Here is a 17,755-nt window from a genome sequence, read left to right as displayed (position 1 = left end):
CGGGCGGCAGGCACTGATTCGCGGCTTCCAGCAGCATTGACAGGGAACAAGGTCCGGGACTGCAAAAGGTCATGAAAATGTCATAATTGGCGGCATGCCATCGGCGTGCATCGCTAGCCAAACAACACGATGCCACCCGGCAGCCGCGTCACGCGCGCGCCATACGCGTCCTGGATCAGGGCGATCACGTCGTCGAGACGGTCGAGCGAAAAGCTCGCTTGCACGCGCGTGAGTTTCAAGGCGTCGCCATTGAGGATCAGCTTGCCGGGACGGTAGCGGTTCACCTCGTCCACCACCTCGGCCAGGGTGCTTTGCTTGAATACCAGCAAGCGCTGGCGCCACGCGCTGACGTCGCCCCTGGCCACCGCGCGGGCGATGCCGAAATGCTCGGGCCGGTAGCGCAGCTGCTGGCCGGCCGCCAGTTCCGCATCGTTGCCAGCCTGCGCCACGCGCAGGCGGCCCGCCAGGCACGTCACGCACACTTCCTGGCCGAACAGGCGGATATTGAAACGGGCGCTGCCGGCCGACACGGTGCCGTCGCCCGCCTGCACGCGCACCCGCGCCGCGCCGCGCAAGCCGGCCTGGAATTCCGCCTCGCCCGCCAGCAGCACCAGCGCCGCGGCGCCGTCCTGCACGGGCGCCGCGTCGAGGCGCGTCTGCGTATTCATCTGCACCAGCACGCCGCCATCGAGCGCCACTTCGCGCTGTTCGCCCGTGCCCGTGGCGTAGTCGGCGGCAAGACCCGCGACGGCCGGCCACAGGTCCATGGGCGGGCGCAGCACCAGCAAGCCCAGCGAGGCGGCCACGGCGCCGCCGAGCCAGGCGCGCCGCGCCGTGTTGACAGGCGCCTGCGCCCGCTTGACGGCGCGCGCGGCCGGCGCCATGGCGCCCCACACGGCGCGCGCCTCGGCAAACGCGTTGGCATGCTTGCGGCTGCGCGCACACCAGTGGCGAAACACTTGCGCATCGCGCTCGCTGACCTGGCCCGAGGCCAGGCGCACGACCCACGCCTGCGCTTCCTTCTGGATGACACTCATGTCGTCTTCCGCTTGTTCAGTCATGATGTTTAGACGTTTTTCCCGCGCCGGGACCGAAGCGCTGAATGAAATCGCGTCCCATGCGCTCGCAGCAATGTTCCAGGCCGGCGCGCAATTCCTTCTCCACCGTGCGGGCGGAAATGCCGAAGCGCTCGGCGATATCGCGGTGCGGCAACTGGTCGACGCGGGCGGCGATGACGATGGCGCGCCGGCGTTTCGGCAACTCCTGCAAGGCCCGTTCCAGTTCTTCCAGCTCGGCGCGCGCGCTGAAGGTGCGGGCCGGGTCGGCCAGCTCGTCGGCCATCTCGTACAGGTCGTCGATATCGGGCAAGCTGAGCAGACGCGCATTGTCGCGACGTTGATCTTCCGCAATGTTGATGGCGATACGCATCAAATAGGCGGACGGGTAGCTGATGGCCTCGGGCGCATTCATCCGTTCGACCCGCAGATACGTTTCATGCAGCGCGTCATTGGCCAGGTCTTCCGAGCCCAGGCGGCGCTGCAAGTGGCGGCGAAACTGTCCGTAGCGTTCCAGGAACAGCTTGCGCAAGGTGGTTTTGAGCAATTCCGGCATGGTCAGGGCGCCCCGGCCAGCAGGTAGGGCGCGCAATCGGCATCCGGATCGGGCCGCGGCGTCAATAAAATCGTCAGCGGCTGCGGCAAGCCCGCCGGTGGCGCGCCATCCATCAGCAGGCTGCGCAAACGCTGCAGCACGGCGCGGTCGCGCTGTTCCACGCCGCTCGGTTCCAGCACGTGTACGGCGCGCACCTTGCCCCGCTCATCGAGCCACAGCTGGAAAGCCAGGCGGTAGCGACCGAAGGCGTCCGGATGCAAGCGGCACAGGGCGCGCGTGAGCGAGCGCTGCAGGATGGCCGCATAGCCTTGCAACGGTAGCGCGGCAGGAGCGGCCTCGGCCGGCACGGGCGCCGGCGCCACGGGGGCGTCGGCCAGCGCCAGCAAGGTAAACGCGTTGCTGCCGCTGAAGCGCGCGCCCAGCTGCGTGCCTGCCAGCAAGCGCTGCAGCGCTTCGGCCGGCGTGTAGTCGCCGCGCACGGGCGCTGCCACGCGACCGGCCGCCAGCTGGCTGCTGACGAGCACGGAATACCCGGTCACTTCGCCGAACGCCACCAGGGCCGCATCGAGCGGCTGGGCGGGCAAGTCGAAGCGCAGGGTCGCGTGCGCGCTGGCGTCAGCACCGTCCGCGCCCGCAGCCGGCCGCACGAATGTCATCAATGTCATGAATGTCATCAGCAAGCAGGCGGACAGGGCATTGCCCGTTGCGGCGCGGCGGTGGCTTAGTGTCATTTTCCAGGGGAATCAACGAAAAATCCTGCTCATGAAGTGTCTTGACTGCAATGTTGTCTGCAGAATGGCAAGATGGTAGCTTCATAAAATGACAACTGCATGACATGGCATCGGCCCGCATGCCGGCCTGTGTCATCGCCGCGACATATGATCTTGCTATGCTGAACGCCTGATCCACCACTGCGGGAGCCGCCATGGCACGCCTGTTATCACTATTGCTGCTGGCCTGCGCCGCCCTGCCCGCGCAGGCGGACGAGCACACCGTCGTCGTGAAGGCGGCCGCGCCCGAGAAGGGTTGCGTGGAAGTGGAAGTCAATGGCAAGCGCGCGCAATCGATGTCTTGCTTGAATGAAAAATTATTGCCGGATAGCAACACCGTGAACCGGCAGCCGCCCGCCCTGTCCGGCGCGGAAGCGATCGTGCAGCGCCCGTCGAACCAGCTGGGCCTGTACAACCGCGCCGCCCTCGAACACCGCATGGGCAATGCCTTTGGCAAATCCGTCACGCCGCAGCGCCCGCCGCCGCCGACGCCCGCCAGCCCGCTGCTGCCGGCCCGCTGACGCTGTTGTCAACGCACAGTCCATTTGCGCTGTCAAGATTGCGCAATCGCGCCGATTGCGTATCATTCCAGGCTTGATCGCTCTGGAAACAACCATGCTGCCCACTATCGAACAACGTCTTGCCCTTGAACTTGCCGCCAAACCGGTGCAGGTTGCCGCCGCCATCGAACTGCTCGACGAAGGCGCCACCGTGCCCTTCATCGCCCGTTACCGCAAGGAAGCGACCGGCGGCCTCGACGATATCCAGCTGCGCCTGCTCGAAGAGCGCTTGCGCTATCTGCGCGAGCTGGAAGAGCGGCGCGCCGCCATCGTGGCCTCGATCACGGAACAGAACAAGATGACGCCCGAGCTGCTGGACGCCGTCATGCACGCGGAAGACAAGACGCGCCTGGAAGACTTGTATCTGCCATACAAGCAAAAGCGCCGCACGAAGGCGCAGATCGCCATCGAAGCGGGCTTGATGCCGCTGGCCGACGGCTTGCTGGACAATCCGGAACTGACGCCGGAAATGGAAGCGGGCAAGTTCCTGCGCGAAGCGTTCACGAGTGCCGATGGCAACAACCCGGGCGTGGCGGACACCAAGGCGGCCCTCGACGGCGCGCGCCAGATCCTGATGGAGCGTTTCGCCGAAGATGCAACGCTGCTGCAAACCTTGCGCGAATACGTGCAGGAACACGGCATCGTCGAATCGAAAGTGGTGGAAGGCAAGCAGGACGAAGGCGAAAAATTCGCCGATTATTTCGATTACTCGGAAACCATTTCCACAGTGCCGTCTCACCGCGCGCTGGCGCTGCTGCGCGGCCGCCGCGAGGGCATCCTCGACGTCACCCTGCGCCTGGATACGGAAGCGGAAAAACCGAAATGGGATGCGCCGCACAACCCGTGCGAAGGCCGCATCGCCGCCCGCTTCGGCATCAAGAGCCTCGGCCGTCCAGCCGACAAATGGTTGCTTGACACGGCGCGCTGGACCTGGCGCGTGAAAAGCTTCATGCACCTGGAAACGGAACTGATGGGCGCGCTGCGCGAACGCTCGGAACTCGACGCCATCAATGTCTTCGCCACCAACCTGAAAGCGCTGCTGCTGGCCGCGCCGGCCGGCCAGCGCGCCACCATGGGCCTGGACCCGGGCTTGCGCACGGGCGTCAAGGTCGCCGTGGTCGATGCCACGGGCAAAGTGGTCGACACGGCCGTGATCTACCCGCACCAGCCGAAAAACGACTGGGACGGCTCCCTGCACACCCTGGGCCGCCTGGCCGCCAAGCACAATGTGTCCCTGATTTCCATCGGCAACGGCACCGCCTCGCGCGAGACGGACAAGCTGGCGCAGGATTTGATCAAGCAGCATCCGGAAGCGAAGATGACGAAGATCGTCGTCTCGGAAGCGGGCGCGTCGGTGTATTCGGCGTCCGAGTTCGCTTCGAAAGAGTTGCCGGACATGGATGTGTCCCTTCGCGGCGCCGTGTCGATCGCGCGCCGCCTGCAAGACCCGCTGGCCGAACTGGTGAAAATCGACCCGAAATCCATCGGCGTGGGCCAATACCAGCATGACGTGAGTCAAAGCCAGCTGGCCCGTTCGCTCGATGCCGTGGTGGAAGATTGCGTGAACGCCGTCGGCGTGGACGTGAACACGGCGTCGGCACCGCTGCTGGCGCGCGTCTCCGGCCTGTCGGCCAGCGTGGCGCAAAGCATCGTCACCTACCGCGACATGAAGGGCGCGTTCACCTCGCGCGCGGCCTTGAAAGCCGTGCCGCGCCTGGGCGACAAGACCTACGAACAGGCAGCGGGCTTCCTGCGCGTGATGGGCGGCGAGAATCCGCTGGACGCCTCGGCCGTCCACCCGGAATCGTACCCGCTGGTGGAAAAAATCCTGGCCGATATCAAGAAGGATATCAAGGCCGTCATCGGCGAAACGGCCCTGCTGAAAACACTCAGCCCCGCCAAGTATGCGGATGAAACCTTCGGCGTGCCGACCATTTCCGATATCTTGAAGGAACTGGAAAAGCCGGGCCGCGATCCGCGTCCGGAATTTACCACCGCCACCTTCAAGGAAGGCGTGGAAGAAATCCGCGACTTGCGCCCGGACATGATCCTTGAGGGCGTGGTCACCAACGTGGCCGCCTTTGGCGCCTTCGTCGACATCGGCGTGCACCAGGATGGCCTCGTGCACATCTCGGCCCTGTCGAACACGTTTGTGAAAGACCCGCACACGGTGGTGAAGGCTGGACAAGTCGTGCGCGTGAAGGTGCTGGAAGTGGACGAGAAGCGCAAGCGCATCGCGCTGACCATGCGTTTGACGGATAGCGCGCCGCAGGCGGGCAGCAAGCCGGAACAGCGTGGCGACCGCAACGACCGCCGCAGCATGGCGCAGCACCAGTCGCAGTCGCGCAACGCACCGGAACCGGCCGGCAGCATGGCCGCCGCGTTCGCCAAGCTGCGCGGTTAAGTTCGTGGCCGCCAGGCAGGGTATCACCATCCTGGCGGCGGATGCGGCCGGCCCGGATGCCCAGCTGCTGCTCGACGAATTGTCGAACGCATTGCTGCGCATCAATGGTGACAGCGGCCGTTCTTCCTTCGATGCCGAAGCGGCCACGCCGCGCAGCGGCTTTTACGTGGCCCGCAACGCCGCCGGTGACCTGCTGGGCTGCGCCGCCCTGCGCCCGCTGGGCGAGGCGGACGGCGCCACGGCAGAACTCAAGCGCATGTATGCGCGCCCCGGCCAAGGTGGCGTGGGCGCGGCCCTGCTGGCCCATGTGGAGGCGCAGGCGCGCTGCTTCCGCTATGCGCAGCTGCACCTGTCCACGCGCGTGGCGAATACCCGCGCGGTGGCGTTTTATGCCAAACACGGCTATGCACCCGTCGTGGCCTGGGGCAAATACGTGGGCGCGGCACAATCGGTGTGCCTGGGCAAGCAGTTATCAATAGCAACGAGCGCCAGCGTGGCTGACTTGCCCGATTTATGACTTGAGCGCATACCCGTGCCGGCGTTTTCTTATAAAATGACGGCATCTATTTATTTACCCATCAGAGGCAGCTATGAGCGACGTACAAACCTGGATCAAAGAAACCGTGACGAACACGCCAGTCGTGCTGTTCATGAAGGGCACGGCCCAGTTCCCGCAGTGCGGCTTTTCCGGCCGCGCCATCCAGATCCTGAAAGCATGCGGCGTGGAAAACATCGCTACCGTCAACGTGCTGGATGACCCGGAAGTGCGCCAAGGCATCAAGGATTACTCGAACTGGCCAACCATTCCGCAACTGTATGTCAAAGGCGAGTTCATCGGTGGTTCCGATATCATGAATGAAATGTTTGAATCGGGCGAACTGAAGTCCCTGCTCGATGCCTGATAGTCAACAGCAGCAGCCGCGCCGTATCGTCGTGGCCATCACGGGCGCCACGGGCGCCGTGTATGGCTTGCGGCTGCTGCAATTGCTCGGCGCCATCCCCGGCGTCGAGACGCATCTGGTCTTGTCGGATGCAGCCGTATTGACCCTGCACCAGGAAACGGGCGTGGGGCGCAAGGACATCGAAGCGCAGGCGCACGTGGTGCACAAGCTGCGCGATATCGGCGCAAGCATCGCCAGCGGCTCGTTTCAATCGAATGGCATGGTCGTCGCGCCGTGCTCGATGAAGACCCTGGCGGCCGTGGCCCATGGCCTGTCGGATAATTTGATCACGCGGGCAGCCGATGTGGTGCTCAAGGAGCGCCGCCGCCTGATTTTGATGGTGCGCGAAACGCCGTTCAACCTGGCGCACCTGCGCAATATGACGGCCGTGACGGAAATGGGCGGCATCATCTTTCCCCCACTACCCAGCTTTTATCACCACCCGCAAAGCATTGCGGAGATGGTTGACCATACGGTCGCGCGCGTCATCGACCTGCTGGGCATCGAGCACGGCCTGGCACCGCGCTGGAATGGCTTGAAAACCCCAGACCAGTCAGCAACAAACGACTAACAAACTACATCACCAACTACGCACGTCACGATGCCTGACAAAAGCGTAGCGAGCGGCAGTGATTTGCGGCCGAGAAGCGCAACCGTGCTGAAGCACGGTGAGCATCGCCGGCCGCAAAGCGCGACGCGCAGTAGCTTTGGTCAGGCATCCTCACTCACCGCTTGTCGAACTGGTGGGCACTGGCCTGCTTCAAATCCCTGGCTTCTTCAACCATCCTGCGGTGGGCGATCCGTTTGCGCATCACTTCCGCATGTTGCGCGGCAGTCATGGGGGGCACGGTCATCAAGTCCTTCAGCTGCGCGGTATTGCTGTAGTTACTTTTCATAAGACGGCTCAAATGCTCGGCTCCGTAGTGGATGAACTGGCTGCTTCTGATGTGATTATGCGCTGGTATTGGCCGCTGCGCCGCTGCGCGCGGGATTATTGTCAAATAATTCCGCTGCAGCGCAACATGCGAGGTCTTATTGTGCGACAAAATCATGTCTCCAGTATGACGTTGCGCAAATAAAAGGACAGGAAGAGCGCCGCCAGCGAAAGGCGGACGACGCCGGCCGGGGATGGCCTGAATGCTTACTTTTGGTAGTTGACTCTGACCAGCATGCGAATAAATTCTCGCGCGATTTGACGATGATGTTCATCTAATCTTTGCAAATCGGCAATTAATTTCACATCGGCGGACTCAAACCGCGACAAAGCGCTGCCCGCTTCGCCATTCGGCGTGGCGCTTTCCGGGCCGCCAAAACGCAACCATTCCGCCGGAACGCCCAACCATTGGGCAATCATGCGCAATTTCTCTTGCGTCGGAATTGCTTCACCTACTAACCATTTCCTAGCTGCATGCACGGTAATCGGGCGCCCGTCGAAACGGATATTGAATTCCCGGGCCAGTCTGGTCGGGCTGTCTGGAGAATAATGGGCGTTTTTGAGAGCCAACTGAAGTCGCTGGCTGAAGCTTTCGCGTTCGTTAGAAGAATTCATAGGTGTACTATTTCATGTTGTAACATGAAAGTCAGTTTCTTGAATGACCATACAGAATGTTACATTTGAAAAGAGTATCAATTAACAATTAACACTCCGGCCGGGCTTTCCGGGTAGAAAAGTGGGCCGAATTTTCTCTTGTGATTCTGCGTGGCTTCGGGTCAAATTCGCGGCTGGCCTTGATTTTCGCACTGCAGCACGATTCAAAGCCTCGGTTTGGCATTACAACGTACGGTATCGGATAATGCCCTCCTCTACCGATGTACGCAATGCCCATGTCATACAATTTCTTGTAGACAAAGTTTTCAGAAGGGCCATTTTGTTTCCAACATGGAAACGATTCGAACAACGTGCTCAGAGCGAAACGTTGTTTTTTGATCGTGCCGGTTGGAAAGAATCTGCGCCCGAAAAATTTTACTGCCATCGCAGCGAAAAGAATGTCGCTGTTATGCCAGGAAAGCTCTTTTTGGTGTCATCTTGGCCACCAACTCTCGATCTTAAGCGCGTTTGCGCCAGAAGAATCAATTTATTTTCAGTAACTGTTGCCTTATTCGCCAAATTCCCCTGTCTACGTCCTCTTTTTTCTTTGTTGCAGCACGGGCAGGGCACGCTACAATAGTATTGACGTTGACGTAAACGGCACTTTGCCACCCATTACCCCGCAGCACCCATCCAGCGACCGACCACCCATGCAACCGACACCGCCCGCAGCAATGACGACCTATACCATTACCGAACTGGCGCGGGAATTCGACATCACGGCGCGCGCCATCCGCTTCTATGAAGACCAGGGCTTGCTCAGTCCGAAACGCGAAGGCGCGGGCGGGCGCAGCCGCGTCTACACGCCGCGCGACCGCACCCGATTGAAACTGACCTTGCGCGGCAAGCGCCTGGGCCTGGCGCTGTCCGAGATCAAGAGCCTGGTCGACATGTACGAGTCGCCGAAAGACACGCGCGCGCAGATGGACCGCTTCCTGGGCGTGCTGGCGCAGCACCGGCAAACCCTGGAGCAGCAGCGCATCGATATCGAAATGGCGCTGGCGGAAATCAGCGCGCATGAAGACGCTTGCGCGCACATGCTGGCGGACTTGAACCTGGATCCGGCGCAAACCAGCTAGGCAGCGATGCGGCGGCGCTGGCCGCACGCGCATCGCTTTACGTTTACGTAAACGTCACAACTGAGTATCATAGCTTCACTGACCCGGCATCCATGACCGCCACACTTATAACGACGAGGACGACATGCTCCATCTCCCAGGCTTGACCTTTGACCACGGCGAAGACATCGCCTCGCTGCGCGAAGCGATCCAACAATTTGCCGCCGCCGAAATCGCGCCGCGCGCGGCCGAGATCGACCGCACCGACCAGTTCCCCATGGACCTGTGGCGCAAGATGGGCGACATGGGCTTGCTCGGCATTACCGTCAGCGAAGAATACGGCGGCGCCGGCATGGGTTACCTGGCGCACATCATCGCCATGGAAGAGATCTCGCGCGCCTCGGCTTCCGTCGGCCTGTCCTACGGCGCCCACTCGAACCTGTGCGTGAACCAGATCAAGCGCAACGGCACGGCTGAACAAAAGGCCAAGTACCTGCCGAAGCTGATCACGGGCGAACACATCGGCGCGCTGGCCATGTCGGAACCGAACGCGGGTTCGGACGTCGTCAGCATGAAGCTGCGCGCCGACTTCAAGGGCGACCGCTGGGTCTTGAACGGCACCAAGATGTGGATCACCAACGGCCCCGACGCGGACGTGCTGGTGGTGTACGCGAAAAACGACCTGGAAGCGGGTCCGCGCGGCATGACGGCGTTCCTGATCGAAAAGAATTTCAAGGGCTTTTCCATCGCGCAAAAGCTCGACAAGCTGGGCATGCGCGGCTCGCACACGGGCGAACTGGTGTTCCAGGATTGCGAAGTGCCGGCCGAAAACGTGCTGGGAGGCCTGGGCAAGGGCGTCAACGTGCTGATGTCGGGCCTCGACTTCGAGCGCACCGTGCTGTCCGGCGGCCCGCTGGGCATCATGCAGGCTTGCATGGACCTGGTCGTGCCTTACGTGCATGACCGCAAGCAATTCGGCCAACCCATCGGCGAATTCCAATTGATGCAGGGCAAACTGGCCGATATGTATTCGACCATGATGGCGTGCAAGGCCTACGTGTATGCCGTGGGCCAGGCGTGCGACCGCGCCACCACGCCGGAAGCCGTGCGCCAGTTGCGCAAGGATGCGGCCGGCGCCATTCTGTATAGTGCGGAAAAGGCGACGTGGATGGCGGGCGAAGCGATCCAGGCCTTGGGCGGCAACGGCTACATCAACGAATTCCCGGCCGGCCGCCTGTGGCGCGATGCCAAGCTGTACGAAATCGGCGCCGGGACCAGCGAAATCCGCCGCATGCTGATAGGCCGCGAACTGTTTGCGGAAACCAAGTAAGCACGGGCGCGCGGCGATCGACTGGGTGAAGAGCTATTTATGCGAGCACAGCTATGACGCACATTGCCTTCCCCAAATTGCTCTCTTCCCAGATTGCATTCGATATCGCGCGCACCATCCGCGACGGCTTCGACAAGCATTACCGCCTGTTCCGCGAAACCAGCCAGCAAGCCAAGCAGTATTTCGAGCAAGGCGCCTGGGCCGCGGCACAGACGGCGGCCCGCGAACGCATCGACTTTTATGACAAGCGCGTGCAGGAATGCGTGCAGATGCTCGAAGATGAGTACGAAGAGTCGGAGTTGAGCGATGAAGTGTGGCGCGAACTCAAGCTGCACTACATCGGCATGCTGACGGAACACAAGCAGCCGGAACTGGCGGAAACCTTCTTCAATTCCGTCTGCTGCAACATCCTGCACCGCACGTATTTCAATAACGACTATATTTTCGTGCGTCCCGTCGTGTCCACGGAATACATCGACACGCAAGACCCGGTCCCCACCTACCGCGTGTATTACCCGGGCAAGGACGGCTTGCGCCACACCCTGACGCGCATGCTGACGCACTTCCAGCTGGACTGCGCATTTGCCAACCTCGAGCGTGACGTGGCCCAGGTGGAAGCGCGGCTGCAGCAGCTGTTCGGCGGCGACAGGATCGAACCGAACCACCAGATCCAGGTCTTGACCAGTTTGTTCTACCGCAACAAGGGCGCCTATCTGGTCGGCAAGGGCATCAACGGCAACCGCGAATACCCGTTTGTCGTGCCCATCCTGCACAACCGTCACGGCAAGCTGGTGCTCGACACCGTGCTGTTCGAGCAACAACAGATCGCCGTGCTGTTTTCGTTTACGCGCGCATATTTCCTGGTCGATATGGAAGTGCCGTCGGCCTACGTGCAATTTCTCCGAAGTTTGCTCCCGCGCAAGCCGCGCAGTGAGATTTATACGATACTGGGCTTGCAAAAACAGGGCAAGACGCTGTTTTACCGCGACTACCTGCAGCATTTGAAGCACTCGTCGGACCACTTCGAAAGCGCGCCCGGCATCCGCGGCCTGGTGATGCTCGTGTTTGCCCTGCCGTCGTTTCCGTATGTCTTCAAGGTGATCAAGGATTTTTTCCCGCCGCCCAAGGAAACCACGCGCGCGCAAGTCCAGCAAAAATACTTGCTGGTGAAACACCACGACCGGGTGGGCCGCATGGCCGACACGCTCGAGTATTCCAACGTGGCCTTTCCCCGCGCCCGTTTTGCCGAGGAATTGCTGGCCGAGCTGAAACAGTTCGCCCCCTCGCTGATCGAAGAAGACCGCGAGCAGATCATCATCCGCCACCTGTACATCGAGCGGCGCATGGTGCCGCTGAACATGTGGCTGAGCAATGCCGAGAAGGAAGGCCGCGACGACCTGGTCGAACACGCCATCGTCGAGTACGGCAACGCCATCAAGGAATTGGTGGCGGCGAATATCTTTCCGGGCGACATGCTGTATAAAAATTTTGGCGTCACGCGTCATCAACGTGTCGTTTTTTACGATTACGATGAAATCGAGTACATCACCGATTGCCAGTTCCGCGTCATTCCCCAGGCGCGCACGGAGGAAGAAGAAATGTCGGCCGAACCTTGGTATCCCATCGGCAAGCACGATGTGTTTCCCGAACAATTCGGCACCTTCCTGCTGGGCAATCCCCGTATCCGCACCTATTTCATGCAGCACCATGCCGACCTGCTGACGGCGCAATATTGGCAGGCGCGCAAACAGCGCATCGAAGACGGCCACATCGAGGACGTCTTCCCTTATCCGCAGCACCTGCGTTTTTGTATGCAGTCATCATCCCCACCCCTAACCGGAGATCCAACATGAATGATCCAGTCGTAATCGTCGGTGCCGCGCGCACCCCCATGGGCGCCTTCCAGGGCGACTTTGCCAACGTCACCGCCAGCGACCTAGGCGCCGTGGCCATCCGCGCCGCCGTGGAACGGGCCGGCGTGGCGCCGGATGCCGTGGAACACGTGTTTTTCGGCAATTGCCTGATGGCGGGCCAGGGCCAGGCGCCCGCGCGCCAAGCCTTGCGCAAGGCTGGCTTGCCCGATTCCACGGGCGCCGTGACCCTGTCGAAAATGTGCGGCTCGGCCATGCAGACGACCATGTTCGCGCATGACACCTTGCTCGCCGGCAGCGCCGACGTGGTGGTGGCGGGCGGCATGGAATCGATGACCAACGCCCCTTACCTGGTGCCGAAGGCGCGCGGCGGCTACCGCATCGGCCACGGCATGATCTATGACCACATGATGATGGATGGCCTGGAAGACGCCTACAGCCGCGATGAAAAGGGCAACGCCCGCTCGATGGGCACGTTTGCCGAAGAGTGCGCCAGCCAATATCACTTCACGCGCGAAGCGCAGGATGCCTTCGCCATCGAATCCGTGAAACGCGCGCAAGCGGCCACCAAGGATGGCAGTTTCGAATGGGAAATCGTGCCCGTGACCGTCTCCGGCCGCGGCGGCGACACCATCGTCAGCATCGATGAAGGCCCGCAAAAAGCCCGCCTGGAAAAAATCCCGACCTTGAAGGCAGCGTTCAAGAAGGATGGCACCATCACGGCCGCCTCGTCTTCGTCGATCAACGATGGCGCCGCGGCCCTCGTGCTGATGCGCGAATCGACGGCGAAAAAGCTCGGCTGCACCGTCATCGCGAAAATCCACGGCCACGCCACGCATGCGCAGGCGCCGAACGAATTCACCACGGCCCCTATCGGCGCGGTGAAAAAACTGTACGCGAAAACGGGCTGGAGCAGCAGCAATGTGGACTTGTTCGAGATCAATGAAGCGTTCGCGGCCGTGCCCATGGCCGCCATGCACGACCTCGACATTCCACACAGCAAGATCAACATCCACGGCGGTGCGTGCGCGCTGGGCCACCCGATCGGCGCCTCGGGCGCGCGCATCATCGTCACCCTGCTGGGCGCCCTGAAAAAAACCGGCGGCAAGCGCGGCGTGGCAGCCCTGTGCATCGGCGGCGGCGAAGCGACGGCGATGGCGATCGAACTGGTATAAGCTCTTCCTGAGCCCGGGCGCGCACCGCAGTTCACGGTGCGCGCCCTTTCATTTTATTTTCAGGGAGAAAACATATGCCTACCGCATTGATCATCGGCGCCTCGCGCGGCATCGGCCACGAAATCGTCCGTCAATACCGTCACGATGGCTGGCGTGTCATCGCCACCGCCCGCACACCGGAAGCTTGCGACGCCCTCGCGCAACTGGGCGCGGAAGCGCACCAGCTGGACGTGACGGACGTGGAAGGCTGTGCCGGCCTGGGCTGGAAACTCGACGATGAAAAGCTCGACGTGGCCATCCTCAACGCGGGCGTGTACGGCCCCCGCCACGACGGTTTCCCCGCGCAAGCCGATTTCGACCTCGTCATGCACACGAACGTGCTGGCGGCCATGCGGCTGCTGCCCATCCTGGCGCCGCTGGTGGCCAACGCGAAAGGCAAGCTGGCCGTGCTGTCCTCGCACATGGGTTCCCTGAGCGAACGTGGCAACCCCACCGGTTCGCTGTACCGCGCCAGCAAGGCGGCCCTGAATTCCGTGCTGATCGACACTGCCCTCGTGCATGGCCCGCAAGGCGTCAGCTGCGTGGCTTTCCACCCGGGCTGGGTGCGCACGGACATGGGCGGCGCCGGCGCCGATATTTCCCCCGAGGAAAGCGCTGCCGGCATCCGCGCCACCCTGGCCAGCCTGCCGGCCACGGACAAGGCCGTGTTCCGCAACTACGATGGCAAGCCCATAGCCTGGTAATTCCACCACACCATATAAAAACAAACGAGACGACGTCCCATGATACTCAATGAAGAACAGACCATGATCCAGGAAGCGCTGCGCAGTTTTTCGCGCGAGCGCCTGGCGCCCAACGCGGCCCGCTGGGACAAGGAACATCATTTCCCGAAAGAAGAATTGCAGGAACTGGCCGCGCTGGGCGCCTTTGGCGTGGCCGTGCCGGAAGCGCTGGGTGGCGCCGGCCTCGACTACGTATCCCTGGCCCTGGTGCTGGAAGAAATCGCCGCCGGCGATGGCGGCACTTCGACCATCATTTCCGTCAACAATTGCCCCGTGTGCAGCATCGCCATGATGTACGCCAACGATGCGCAAAAGGAACAGTGGCTGCGTCCGCTGGCGCAAGGAACCATGCTGGGCGCGTTTTGCCTGACGGAACCACACACGGGCAGCGACGCGTCGGCCCTGCGCACGACGGCGACGCGCGACGGCAATGACTACGTGATCAACGGCACCAAGCAGTTCATTACCAGCGGCAAGTATGCGGACGTGGCCATCGTCATGGCCGTGACCGACAAGGCGGCCGGCAAGCGCGGCATCAGTGCCTTCTGGGTGCCGACGAACACGCCTGGCTACATCGTGGCGGGACTGGAACAGAAGATGGGCCAGCATTCGTCGGACACGGCGCAAATCCTGTTCGAGAATTGCCGCATCCCGGCGGAAAATCTGATCGGCGAAGAAGGACAAGGCTACAAGATCGCCCTGTCCGGCCTGGAAGGCGGACGCATCGGCATCGCCTCGCAAGCCGTCGGCATGGCGCGCGCCGCGTACGAAGCGGCCCTGAGCTATGCGCGCGACCGTGAAAGCTTCGGCAAACCCATCTATGAACACCAGGCCGTGCAATTCCGCCTGGCCGACATGGCGACGCAGATCGAAGCGGCACGCCAGCTGATCCGTCACGCGGCAGCCATGAAGGATGCGGGCCTGCCCTGCCTGAAGGAAGCGGCCATGGCCAAGCTGTTCGCGTCGGAAATGGCGGAAAAAGTCTGCTCGGACGCCATCCAGGTGCACGGCGGCTACGGCTATGTGTCCGATTTCCCCGTCGAGCGCATCTACCGCGACGTGCGCGTGTGCCAGATTTACGAGGGGACCAGCGATATCCAGAAGATTTTGATTGCGCGGGCTTTGTAAAGTTGAGGACGATTAACCCCAGGCAAAGGCTGGGGTCAGACCCCCACATGCGTTGGCGCGGAGCTTTACGTTAGCGGTGCCGAGGGTCTGACCCCATACGCCAACGATGGACGAAAAAAAAGCCTGCACATATGCAGGCTTTGTTCCAATGTATTACCAATGCTTTAATCGTGTCATGGACGCCAGTGCTATCTGCAAAGTGCATCCTGATTTTCGGACTCCCATGCTATCTGCATGGTGACTCCAAGTGTAAATCGACCAACGTATCCGGAATTACAAAAATCCACTCTTTCGCACTGTCACGCCATCGACATTACACCTGTCGGTCGCCGCGCTGAGCCTGGATAGTGAGACTATTTGCAAGCAAATCTCAATCACTGAACGGAGTATAGCACAGCTTTTTGTGCAGTGCAATAATCTTTTTAAATCAAGTCCTTAGCGCCAGCGGCTTGTCTTCCTCGCCGCCACGCGCCACCCTTTCGTACTCGGAAATCACTTGCGCGCCCAGCAGCAGCAAGGTGGCGCCGATTTCCAGGCTGAACATGACGACGATGGCCGTCGTCATCGAGCCATACACGATATTGACCTGCGACAAGGTGGAAAAATACCAGACCAGCACATGGCGCGCGATTTCCCACAGCAGGGCCGCCGTCACGCCGCCGATCAGCGCATGCGTGATCGACAGCCGTCCGACGGGCATGACCAGGTAGATCGAACTGAGCACGAGGATTTCACCCACCAGCCCCAGCAAATACAGCAACACGCCGGACACGCCTTCCAGGCCCCAGTCGTGACGCAAGAAGCGCACGCTTTCCTCGCTCATCACCTGCAAGCTGCCCGCCACCAGGGTGATCAGCAAGATGCCCACGCCCAGGCACAGGATGTAGCAGTACGGCAACACGGCGGAAATGAGGAAATGGCGGCGGCGGATGGCCACGCGGTGAATGAAAATCACGCTCATGGCGTTTTCCAGCACGGTAAACGCCAGCGAACTGAAAAACAGCATGGTCAGCAGCAAGAGCCAGCCGATCACGCCCCGGTTGTCGAGGAAATGCGCGATCTCGCCCACGATGGCCTTCGATTGCCCGGGCACCAGCCATTCCAGGTAATGGCCGATTGTCTGCAGCAATTCGTCCTGCGCGATCACGTGCGACAGGGCCACCACCACCAGCATCAGCAAAGGCACGATGGACAGCAGCGAGTAATACGCGACGGCGCCCGCCAACAGCAAGCCCTGGTTGGCGCGAAAGCCCTTCAGCACCTGCAGCACGAAGGCCAGCGGGTGGCTCAAAATGTAGGCGCTGGCGCGGCGGTTGATCATGAGCAAACCGTTCAAGGATGCCGGCATGGCCCGATGCCTTGCCGCACATGCCCCTAGCATACTGACTATCCCCGTACTGTGCCGTGCGCGAACGAACAGACTAGCTCACGGCGGCTTCCAGCAAGGTCAAGGTTTGCCGGTCCGCATCCAGGGTGGCAAGGATGCCCATCGGTATCGTGAACTGGTGGCGGATGTGGCCAAACGAATAGCCGCTGACGGCCGGCACCTTCAATGGCAGCAAATGCTGGTCCAGGGTGGCATCGAGGGTCAGCGCCGTGTCTCCCTCGGCCGCCTCGCAATGCTCGAAGATGCCCAGCATCAATGCCGCCGCCTTGTTGAAGCCCACGGACAGGTCGAGCTGGCACAGCATGCGGTCGATGCGGTACGGCACTTCATTGATTTCTTCGAGGAAAAGGATGTGTTCACGGAAATCGGCCGCATACGGCGTGCCGGCCAGCGCGCTGACCATGCACAGGTTGCCGCCCGTCAAGCGCCCCGTCGCCTGGCCGCCATGCACGGTGCGGATGGCGAAGTTCGGCTGCGTCTGCGCGCGGCGGTGGTTATCCAATGCCATCGGGATCGTGTAACTGTCTTGCGGCGTCATCAGCACATTGCGCAGCTGCGTCACCGTGTAGTCGGAAAACGTGGATGACGCCACGGGGCCGTGGAACGTTACCAGGCCCGTCTGGCTGGCGATGGCCAGGTGCAAGGCCGTGATGTCGGAATAGCCGATCAGCACTTTCGGGTTGCGCTGGATCAAGCCATAGTCGAGCAGCGCCAGCAGCGAAATGCAGCCGGAACCGCCGCGGATGGCCCACACGGCCTTGACGTCCGGATCGCGGAACGCGGCGTGCAAGTCGTCCAGGCGCTGCTGCACCGTGCCCGCATAGTTGCCGTGCACGGCGCGGATGTTGGCACCCAGGCTGGCGCGCAGTCCCAGCGATTCGATATTGCGCTGGGCCTTGGCGATGGACTCCTCATCCGTAAAACCGCCCGGTGCGATGATGGCGACCAGGTCGCCGTCGCGCAAGCGCGCCGGTTTGATCAATGCGTGTTGCTGTTGCATGCGTTTTCCCTTCCCTTGCGCGGCCGCCGCCCATGCCGGTGTGCCTGCCGCCCCGAGGGTGGCGGCCAGCAAGCCGCCGAAGTGGCGCCGGCTGAGATTGGTCTGACTGGACATGCGGCCCTTTCCTGGAATAAAAAACGGCGACGCCAG

At 61.8% G+C, this 17,755-nt stretch carries 19 protein-coding genes; 12 read left to right on the top strand and 7 right to left on the bottom strand.

The window, feature by feature from the left end; translation table 11 throughout:
* Window positions 1–113: 113 nt before the first annotated feature.
* The 4 genes from CLU94_RS14080 to CLU94_RS28390 are packed head-to-tail and all read right to left on the bottom strand — an operon-like array spanning window position 114 to window position 2,538.
* Window positions 114–1,061, bottom strand: coding sequence for a FecR family protein (locus CLU94_RS14080; protein WP_099666066.1), 948 nt, complete (start codon window positions 1,059–1,061; stop codon window positions 114–116).
* Complete coding sequence (locus tag CLU94_RS14075) at window positions 1,054–1,611, bottom strand: RNA polymerase sigma factor (RefSeq protein ID WP_035823145.1); 558 nt, start codon at window positions 1,609–1,611, stop codon at window positions 1,054–1,056. The genes CLU94_RS14080 and CLU94_RS14075 overlap by 8 nt, the downstream gene beginning before the upstream one ends.
* A 2-nt stretch (window positions 1,612–1,613) precedes the next feature.
* Window positions 1,614–2,276 (bottom strand): secretin and TonB N-terminal domain-containing protein, encoded by a 663-nt coding sequence (locus tag CLU94_RS14070; protein ID WP_180278660.1) that lies wholly within the window; start codon window positions 2,274–2,276, stop codon window positions 1,614–1,616.
* Window positions 2,227–2,538, bottom strand: a complete 312-nt coding sequence (locus CLU94_RS28390; RefSeq protein ID WP_180278659.1) for a hypothetical protein — start codon at window positions 2,536–2,538, stop codon at window positions 2,227–2,229. The genes CLU94_RS14070 and CLU94_RS28390 overlap by 50 nt, the downstream gene beginning before the upstream one ends.
* On the opposite strand from CLU94_RS28390, the gene CLU94_RS14065 reads away from it, so the two are divergent.
* From CLU94_RS14065 to CLU94_RS28385, 6 genes are all read left to right on the top strand, one after another.
* Window positions 2,537–2,902, top strand: a complete 366-nt coding sequence (locus CLU94_RS14065) for a hypothetical protein (RefSeq protein ID WP_143451408.1) — start codon at window positions 2,537–2,539, stop codon at window positions 2,900–2,902. The two genes, CLU94_RS28390 and CLU94_RS14065, sit on opposite strands and share 2 nt — an antisense overlap.
* A 94-nt stretch (window positions 2,903–2,996) precedes the next feature.
* Window positions 2,997–5,345, top strand: coding sequence for a Tex family protein (locus tag CLU94_RS14060; protein ID WP_099666063.1), 2,349 nt, complete (start codon window positions 2,997–2,999; stop codon window positions 5,343–5,345).
* A 4-nt stretch (window positions 5,346–5,349) separates the two neighbouring features.
* Window positions 5,350–5,862, top strand: coding sequence for a GNAT family N-acetyltransferase (locus CLU94_RS14055; RefSeq protein WP_257218805.1), 513 nt, complete (start codon window positions 5,350–5,352; stop codon window positions 5,860–5,862).
* A 73-nt stretch (window positions 5,863–5,935) separates the two neighbouring features.
* Window positions 5,936–6,247 (top strand): Grx4 family monothiol glutaredoxin, encoded by a 312-nt coding sequence (gene grxD, locus CLU94_RS14050; RefSeq protein WP_034753766.1) that lies wholly within the window; start codon window positions 5,936–5,938, stop codon window positions 6,245–6,247.
* Window positions 6,240–6,857 carry a UbiX family flavin prenyltransferase gene (locus tag CLU94_RS14045; protein ID WP_099666062.1) on the top strand — a complete coding sequence of 206 codons (618 nt, stop codon included), beginning with the start codon at window positions 6,240–6,242 and terminating at the stop codon, window positions 6,855–6,857. The genes grxD and CLU94_RS14045 overlap by 8 nt, the downstream gene beginning before the upstream one ends.
* A gap of 97 nt (window positions 6,858–6,954) precedes the next feature.
* Window positions 6,955–7,365 carry a hypothetical protein gene (locus CLU94_RS28385; RefSeq protein WP_180278658.1) on the top strand — a complete coding sequence of 137 codons (411 nt, stop codon included), beginning with the start codon at window positions 6,955–6,957 and terminating at the stop codon, window positions 7,363–7,365.
* Between the two features lie 62 nt (window positions 7,366–7,427).
* Here CLU94_RS28385 and CLU94_RS14035 read toward each other — a convergent pair whose 3' ends face one another.
* Window positions 7,428–7,835, bottom strand: a complete 408-nt coding sequence (locus tag CLU94_RS14035) for a hypothetical protein (protein WP_034753756.1) — start codon at window positions 7,833–7,835, stop codon at window positions 7,428–7,430.
* 713 nt (window positions 7,836–8,548) lie between these two features.
* Between CLU94_RS14035 and CLU94_RS14030 the strand changes: the two genes are divergently transcribed.
* From CLU94_RS14030 to CLU94_RS14005, 6 genes are all read left to right on the top strand, one after another.
* Window positions 8,549–8,953 (top strand): MerR family transcriptional regulator, encoded by a 405-nt coding sequence (locus tag CLU94_RS14030; RefSeq protein ID WP_099666060.1) that lies wholly within the window; start codon window positions 8,549–8,551, stop codon window positions 8,951–8,953.
* 124 nt (window positions 8,954–9,077) lie between these two features.
* Window positions 9,078–10,262 carry an isovaleryl-CoA dehydrogenase gene (locus CLU94_RS14025; RefSeq protein WP_077398251.1) on the top strand — a complete coding sequence of 395 codons (1,185 nt, stop codon included), beginning with the start codon at window positions 9,078–9,080 and terminating at the stop codon, window positions 10,260–10,262.
* A gap of 53 nt (window positions 10,263–10,315) precedes the next feature.
* Complete coding sequence (gene aceK, locus CLU94_RS14020) at window positions 10,316–12,115, top strand: bifunctional isocitrate dehydrogenase kinase/phosphatase (RefSeq protein WP_099666059.1); 1,800 nt, start codon at window positions 10,316–10,318, stop codon at window positions 12,113–12,115.
* Window positions 12,112–13,308 (top strand): acetyl-CoA C-acyltransferase, encoded by a 1,197-nt coding sequence (locus CLU94_RS14015; RefSeq protein ID WP_099666058.1) that lies wholly within the window; start codon window positions 12,112–12,114, stop codon window positions 13,306–13,308. The genes aceK and CLU94_RS14015 overlap by 4 nt, the downstream gene beginning before the upstream one ends.
* 74 nt (window positions 13,309–13,382) lie before the next feature.
* On the top strand, window positions 13,383–14,051 hold the full coding sequence (locus CLU94_RS14010) for an SDR family oxidoreductase (RefSeq protein ID WP_099666057.1): 669 nt from the start codon (window positions 13,383–13,385) through the stop codon (window positions 14,049–14,051).
* Window positions 14,052–14,090: 39 nt separating this feature from the next.
* Window positions 14,091–15,218 carry an acyl-CoA dehydrogenase family protein gene (locus CLU94_RS14005; protein ID WP_099666056.1) on the top strand — a complete coding sequence of 376 codons (1,128 nt, stop codon included), beginning with the start codon at window positions 14,091–14,093 and terminating at the stop codon, window positions 15,216–15,218.
* Window positions 15,219–15,645: 427 nt separating this feature from the next.
* Here CLU94_RS14005 and CLU94_RS14000 read toward each other — a convergent pair whose 3' ends face one another.
* Both CLU94_RS14000 and CLU94_RS13995 read right to left on the bottom strand, forming a co-directional pair.
* Window positions 15,646–16,566, bottom strand: coding sequence for a YihY/virulence factor BrkB family protein (locus CLU94_RS14000; protein WP_257218804.1), 921 nt, complete (start codon window positions 16,564–16,566; stop codon window positions 15,646–15,648).
* Window positions 16,567–16,639: 73 nt separating this feature from the next.
* Window positions 16,640–17,719, bottom strand: coding sequence for a S66 peptidase family protein (locus CLU94_RS13995; RefSeq protein WP_099666055.1), 1,080 nt, complete (start codon window positions 17,717–17,719; stop codon window positions 16,640–16,642).
* Window positions 17,720–17,755 lie beyond the last annotated feature (36 nt).

Origin of the sequence: Janthinobacterium sp. 13, assembly GCF_002749695.1 — a bacterium.
GTDB lineage: Bacteria > Pseudomonadota > Gammaproteobacteria > Burkholderiales > Burkholderiaceae_D > Janthinobacterium > Janthinobacterium kumbetense.
The sequence above is the reverse complement of the archived record's forward strand: the minus strand, read 5'-3'. Positions and strand labels throughout refer to the sequence as shown.

What these genes read in the sequence shown, in the direction of transcription:
- CLU94_RS14005 (WP_099666056.1), top strand. Translation starts at nt 14,091, where the DNA reads ATGATACTCAATGAAGAACAGACCATGATCCAGGAAGCGCTGCGCAGT.
- CLU94_RS14030 (WP_099666060.1), top strand. Translation starts at nt 8,549, where the DNA reads ATGACGACCTATACCATTACCGAACTGGCGCGGGAATTCGACATCACG.
- CLU94_RS14070 (WP_180278660.1), bottom strand. Translation starts at nt 2,276, where the DNA reads ATGACATTGATGACATTCGTGCGGCCGGCTGCGGGCGCGGACGGTGCT.
- CLU94_RS14000 (WP_257218804.1), bottom strand. Translation starts at nt 16,566, where the DNA reads ATGCCGGCATCCTTGAACGGTTTGCTCATGATCAACCGCCGCGCCAGC.
- CLU94_RS14065 (WP_143451408.1), top strand. Translation starts at nt 2,537, where the DNA reads ATGGCACGCCTGTTATCACTATTGCTGCTGGCCTGCGCCGCCCTGCCC.
- CLU94_RS14010 (WP_099666057.1), top strand. Translation starts at nt 13,383, where the DNA reads ATGCCTACCGCATTGATCATCGGCGCCTCGCGCGGCATCGGCCACGAA.
- grxD (WP_034753766.1), top strand. Translation starts at nt 5,936, where the DNA reads ATGAGCGACGTACAAACCTGGATCAAAGAAACCGTGACGAACACGCCA.
- CLU94_RS14075 (WP_035823145.1), bottom strand. Translation starts at nt 1,611, where the DNA reads ATGCCGGAATTGCTCAAAACCACCTTGCGCAAGCTGTTCCTGGAACGC.
- CLU94_RS13995 (WP_099666055.1), bottom strand. Translation starts at nt 17,719, where the DNA reads ATGTCCAGTCAGACCAATCTCAGCCGGCGCCACTTCGGCGGCTTGCTG.
- CLU94_RS14080 (WP_099666066.1), bottom strand. Translation starts at nt 1,061, where the DNA reads ATGACTGAACAAGCGGAAGACGACATGAGTGTCATCCAGAAGGAAGCG.
- CLU94_RS14045 (WP_099666062.1), top strand. Translation starts at nt 6,240, where the DNA reads ATGCCTGATAGTCAACAGCAGCAGCCGCGCCGTATCGTCGTGGCCATC.
- CLU94_RS28390 (WP_180278659.1), bottom strand. Translation starts at nt 2,538, where the DNA reads ATGGCGGCTCCCGCAGTGGTGGATCAGGCGTTCAGCATAGCAAGATCA.
- CLU94_RS14025 (WP_077398251.1), top strand. Translation starts at nt 9,078, where the DNA reads ATGCTCCATCTCCCAGGCTTGACCTTTGACCACGGCGAAGACATCGCC.
- CLU94_RS14015 (WP_099666058.1), top strand. Translation starts at nt 12,112, where the DNA reads ATGAATGATCCAGTCGTAATCGTCGGTGCCGCGCGCACCCCCATGGGC.
- CLU94_RS14035 (WP_034753756.1), bottom strand. Translation starts at nt 7,835, where the DNA reads ATGAATTCTTCTAACGAACGCGAAAGCTTCAGCCAGCGACTTCAGTTG.
- aceK (WP_099666059.1), top strand. Translation starts at nt 10,316, where the DNA reads ATGACGCACATTGCCTTCCCCAAATTGCTCTCTTCCCAGATTGCATTC.
- CLU94_RS14060 (WP_099666063.1), top strand. Translation starts at nt 2,997, where the DNA reads ATGCTGCCCACTATCGAACAACGTCTTGCCCTTGAACTTGCCGCCAAA.